At 72.4% G+C, this 4,628-nt stretch carries 5 protein-coding genes and 1 pseudogene; all 6 read right to left on the reverse strand.

What is annotated here, in order from left to right; genetic code table 11:
* A pseudogene (locus ACRDSQ_RS33315) lies at positions 1 to 879 on the reverse strand (S8 family serine peptidase); the annotation flags it as partial.
* 141 nt (positions 880 to 1,020) lie between these two features.
* Positions 1,021 to 1,539 (reverse strand): flavin reductase family protein, encoded by a 519-nt coding sequence (locus ACRDSQ_RS33320; RefSeq protein ID WP_431426705.1) that lies wholly within the window; start codon positions 1,537 to 1,539, stop codon positions 1,021 to 1,023.
* The gene (locus ACRDSQ_RS33325) at positions 1,536 to 2,129 is read right to left on the reverse strand and encodes a UbiX family flavin prenyltransferase (protein ID WP_431426706.1); all 594 of its coding nucleotides are present in this window, start codon (positions 2,127 to 2,129) and stop codon (positions 1,536 to 1,538) included. Before ACRDSQ_RS33325 ends, ACRDSQ_RS33320 begins: the two co-directional genes overlap by 4 nt.
* Positions 2,126 to 3,508, reverse strand: a complete 1,383-nt coding sequence (locus ACRDSQ_RS33330) for a UbiD family decarboxylase domain-containing protein (RefSeq protein WP_431426708.1) — start codon at positions 3,506 to 3,508, stop codon at positions 2,126 to 2,128. Before ACRDSQ_RS33330 ends, ACRDSQ_RS33325 begins: the two co-directional genes overlap by 4 nt.
* Positions 3,508 to 4,203 (reverse strand): indole-3-glycerol-phosphate synthase, encoded by a 696-nt coding sequence (locus ACRDSQ_RS33335; RefSeq protein WP_431426709.1) that lies wholly within the window; start codon positions 4,201 to 4,203, stop codon positions 3,508 to 3,510. Before ACRDSQ_RS33335 ends, ACRDSQ_RS33330 begins: the two co-directional genes overlap by 1 nt.
* A partial coding sequence (locus ACRDSQ_RS33340; protein WP_431426710.1) for a hypothetical protein occupies positions 4,200 to 4,628 on the reverse strand: 429 nt, incomplete at its 5' end. The genes ACRDSQ_RS33335 and ACRDSQ_RS33340, both read right to left, overlap by 4 nt.

The following is a 4,628-nucleotide window of genomic DNA, read 5'->3' on the forward strand; positions in this document are numbered from 1 at the left end:
GACCCACACGGTGCCGGTGGGCGGGTCCCACAGCACGCCGAACGTGCCGATGCTGCCCGCCGGGTTGCCGTCGCGGTTGACGTCGTTGCCGATTTCGCCGCCGAGGTTCGCGTGCCGCTCGTCGAACACGCCGAAGCGGAACGAGCCCGCCGGGGCGGTGTAGGCGACGCCGCCCGCGGTGAACGCCGGGCCGCTGACGACGGAGGTCGTGACCCACGTCGGGTCACCGTCGGTGAGCGGGTGCGTGTAGGTCACCCAGTCGGTGATCTTCGGCGCCCCGGTCGTGGTGGTGGCCAGCGCCGGGTGGTCGAGGGTGATGCCGGTGTCGAGGACACCGACGGTGACGCCGCGGCCGTCCCAGGTGGTGTGGGCGGCGGTGAAGGCGTCGGCACCGGTGTCGGCGATCGGCATGTACGGGTTGGCTCGCGGCGTGCTCGCGTCCGGGGGCGGGAAGGGCGTCGGGGTGGTCTGCCCGACAGGCCGAGGGTCGTCGAGCTCGATGGTCTCGTCGAGGTCGGCGGTGTGCACACCGCTGACCTTGGCGGCCTGCTCGGCCCGGTCGATCGGCACCGAGGCACGCACGTAACCCAGGGCCTGGTCGTGGTAGTCGACCCGGCCACCAAGGCCTGCGACGCGCTTGCTCACGTCATCACTCGCGCCGAGGTTCGTCGCGATCAGCATGGTGACCGCGGCTTTGCCGTCGGCCCGTGCCTCGGCCAGCAGCTGGCGGTCGTGCCTGCTGAGCCCGGGGCCCGGCGGGTCGGCCGCCCCCGGCGCCGCCCCCGCCGACGGCGGCGCGACAGCGGCTACGACGGCGGTGATGAACAGGGAGATTGCGGTCGACCGAAGCAGTGATCGACGGCTGCGAGGTGAATCCATGTGTGGCCCCAACGGTGCGTCGTTCGGCGGGCGAACGGGGTCCGGCGGCTCGTCGGAAGCCGCTCGCAGCATTCGCATCGTCCGCACACCGAGTGATGTTTCACCCGATCGGTGGAACGCGGGGCGACGCGGATCGCGGTGTCAGTCGGTGGCTGGGCCGACCTGGTGGTGGCCGCCGCGGTAGAAGATCAGCGGGGGCGTGTCCCGCCGGGCCGCCAGCGACACGACTTCGGCGAGCACCAGCACGTGGTCGCCTGCCCGCTGCATCGTGAGCGAGTGGCACTCCATGGTCGCGACCGCGTCGTCGAGGAGGGCGGCGCCGGTGTGGGGGCCGAGGTGGTGGGCGATGCCGTCGAGGGTGCGGGGGCCGTGGGCGAAGTGGCGGGACAGTTCGTGCTGGTCGGCGGCCAGGACGGACACGCCCCACCGGCCGGAGTCTTGCAGGGCGGTGACGAAGGGGGAGGTCGCGCCGAAGCAGACCGAGACCAGTGGCGGGTCCAGCGAGACCGAGCCGAAGCTGTTGGCGGTGCGGGCGGCCTGGCCGTCCGCGGTGGCGGTCGTGACCACCATGACCCCGGTCGGGACCCGGCCCATCACCTTCCGCAGCGTGTCGGGCTCGACCAGGAGGTGCTCGGACAGGCGGTGCTCGGACGCGGTCATCTGGGCTCCAAGCCGTTCACGGCGACGCGGGCGGGTGGACCCTGCCAGCGGACGGCTTCGGGTAGGTCCAGGCCGAACTGGTCGAGCACCCGAGCGCAGATGTGGGTGACGATGTCGTCGACGGTCTCGGGGCGGGTGTAGAACGCCGGGGTGGGCGGCGCGATGACCGCGCCCATGCGGCTCAGTGCCAGCATGTTCTCCAGGTGGATCTCCGAGAGCGGCAGTTCGCGCGGCACCAGCACCAGTTTGCGGCGTTCCTTGAGCGTGACGTCCGCGGCGCGCGGGATGAGGCCTTCGCCGTAGCCGCTGCGGATCGCGGCGAGGGTCTTCATGCTGCACGGGGCGATGATCATGCCGTCGGTGCGGAACGAACCGCTGGAGATCGGGGCGGACTGGTCGCCGGGGCCGTGCACATGGTCGGCCAGCGCGTACACGTCGGACGCGGCGAGGTCGGTCTCCATTTCCAGGGTGGCCCGGCCCCACTTGCTGAGCACCAGATGTGTGGTGACGCCGAGGTCGCGCAGCCCGCGCAGCAGGCGTACCCCGATGACTGTGCCGGTCGCCCCGGTGATGGCCACGACGAGTCTCATCGCGCACCCGCCGGGCGGAAGCTGCGAACCATGTCGCCCTTGCGCGCGAACGGGGCTGTCGCGTCGATCCAGGTCCGGTCGCCCGCGCCGCCGCGGCCCCACTCGGGGCGCTGCGACGGGTCCATCCCCAGCGGCCGGAAGCCGGTGAACGTCGTGCAGTCCGAGCCGAGGTTGGCGCGGGTGGTCATGGCCCAGAGGACGTCGTCGGTGGAGCGGATGTCGATGTCGTCGTCGGTGAACACGATCAGCTTCACGAACCCGTGCCCCTCGAAGATCCGCCGGGCGAGCGCCCCCAGCCTGCCGTCGTCCGCTGTGGACTGTTTGCGCACCGCGACCACGAGCAGCAGCATTCCGCCGCCGGACGGGCCGTAGTGCAGGTCGCTGATCAGGTCGGTGTCGGCCGACAGCGCGACCGAGAGGGCGCCGGCGAGCCCGAGGATCACCGACTGCTCGCGGCCGGGGCCGATGACCGCCTGGTAGGTCGGGTCGCGGCGGGTGGTCACCGCCGTCACGGTCAGCACCGGCAGTCCGGTGCGGGCGTCGCCGTCGTAGCCGAGGAACTCCGGCAGCGACGCGGCGGGCGGGCCGCTGAGCGCTTCGTCGGCGGTGGTGTCGTCGAGGTAGCCCTCGATCACGATCTCGGACTCGGCCAGCACCGATGTCGGCTGGCTGACCGCGTCGGCGAGGGCGAGTGGGCTGCCCGCCAGTGCGCCCGCGACGTCGAGTTTGGCTGCCGGGAGCACCGCCGAACTGAGGGCCGAGGCGAGCATCGCCGCAGGGGGCGCGCCGAGATTCACCGAGACGGGGAGCCTGCCACCCTGCTCGTGCAAGGCCCGCAGGGCGCGGCCGGGCACCATCCAGATCGCGAGCCGGTCGCTGTCGAGCACGAGCATCCGGTGCACGGACAGCGCGACAGTCTCATGTCCGCAGCCGTGCCCTTCGGCATAGACGATGCCCATCGTCAGGTACGGACCGGCGTCGCGCGGGGTGGTGCGCAGCACGGGGAGGTCGTGCAGCTTCAGGTCCCGGACCTGCCTGCACGGCGGTTCGGCCGTCCTGGTGGGCGGGCGCGCGGCACTCACCATGGCTCGGGCGGTCGCCGGGGTGATCGCCTGGGGGAGGCCGGGCAGCAGCTGTCCGACCCGCTCGGCGCTGCCGTAGAGGCCCAGCAGCACGGGGATGGGCGAGTCGGACACCCGGTAGCGGGCGAGCCTCTCGTCGCGGGAGACCGAGTTGGCGGGCACGCCGGCGAACGTGTCGGCGTAGTGCGCGGCGACGTCCTCGCGGCCGAATTCGCCCGCGGGCTCGCTCCAGTCGTCGGGCCGGTGCGTGCGGACCCAGTCGACGGCGTCGCGCAGGGAAAGGCTCCGCCTTGCCATTACGGGCACTCCTTTCGCGCGGCGGCGAGGTCCGCGAACCAGTGGCCGGGGCTGTCGGCGCGCAGCAGGCCGGTGCCGACCAGAACGCCCGCGTACCCGGCGTCGATCAGCTGGGCGGCCTGCCCGGGGGTCTCGATCCCGCTCGCGCTGACCGGGCAGCGGGTGCCCCGCGCGAGCGCCGACGGAAGCAGCCGGGCGCTGCGGCCGAGGTCGGCGGCCCCACGCTCGCGATCCCGGATGTCCTTGTTGTTCACCGCGATCACACAGTCGGCCGCATTCGGCACCCGCTCGATCTCGGCCTCGTCGACCACCTCGACAAACGGGGTGAGCCCGAGCGCGAGCGCCCGGCCGACCAGGGTGGCCAGCGCCGTCGCGGGCAGCAGCGTGGCGGTGAGCAGCACCGCCGCCGCACCGAGCTCGTGGGAGGCGACGAGCTGCTTGTCGCGGGTGAGGAAGTCCTTGCGCAGCACCGGAACCGGACTCAGTCGGGCGATCTCGGCCAGCATGGCGGGATCGCCGCCGAACCACCGGCCGGTCACCACCGACAGGCAGGCCGCACCCGCGTCGAGGTAGGCACGGGCGATGTCGGCCGGCGATCTGGCGCCGACGAGTTCCTCGCCCGCGGCGCTTCGGGGTTTGATCTCGGCGATCACGGGGGAGGGGGCTGTGGTGAGGGCGTCGATGAAGGGGCTCATCCGGCCACCGCCTGGTTCGTCCACTCGCGACGGAGCCTCGTGATCCGGTCGGGGTCGAACATCCCATCCGGTCCTCGTGACCCGCTGTCCACGTCGATCCCCGTGAACAGCGGATGCCCGCTCACCGCCCGAAAGTCAGCCGCGCTATCCGGACGTAGGCCGCCTGCCAGCAGGAACGGCCGGGTCAGCGACTCCGCCACCCTCAGCACCACTTCAGGCTCCAGCGACCGCCCCGTGCTGCCCAGCGCTCCGTCTGTGCCGACGGCGTCGAGGAGGAACAGGTCGACACCGGCCCGTTCGTAGGCGGGGATCAGCGGCGTCTCCACGCAGCGGCCGTCGCGGACGTGGAGGACCTTGACGACAGTGCGGCCCGCTGTCTTGAGGGCTCGGGCAATGCCCGGTTGCTGGTAGCCGTGCAGCTGCAC

The sequence above is a fragment of the Actinokineospora sp. genome (assembly GCF_050699995.1).
GTDB lineage: Bacteria > Actinomycetota > Actinomycetes > Mycobacteriales > Pseudonocardiaceae > Actinokineospora.

Bases quoted from the DNA above. Each gene is read 5' to 3' on its own strand.
- ACRDSQ_RS33320 (WP_431426705.1), bottom strand. From the start codon at position 1,539: ATGACCGCGTCCGAGCACCGCCTGTCCGAGCACCTCCTGGTCGAGCCC.
- ACRDSQ_RS33325 (WP_431426706.1), bottom strand. From the start codon at position 2,129: ATGAGACTCGTCGTGGCCATCACCGGGGCGACCGGCACAGTCATCGGG.
- ACRDSQ_RS33330 (WP_431426708.1), bottom strand. From the start codon at position 3,508: ATGGCAAGGCGGAGCCTTTCCCTGCGCGACGCCGTCGACTGGGTCCGC.
- ACRDSQ_RS33335 (WP_431426709.1), bottom strand. From the start codon at position 4,203: ATGAGCCCCTTCATCGACGCCCTCACCACAGCCCCCTCCCCCGTGATC.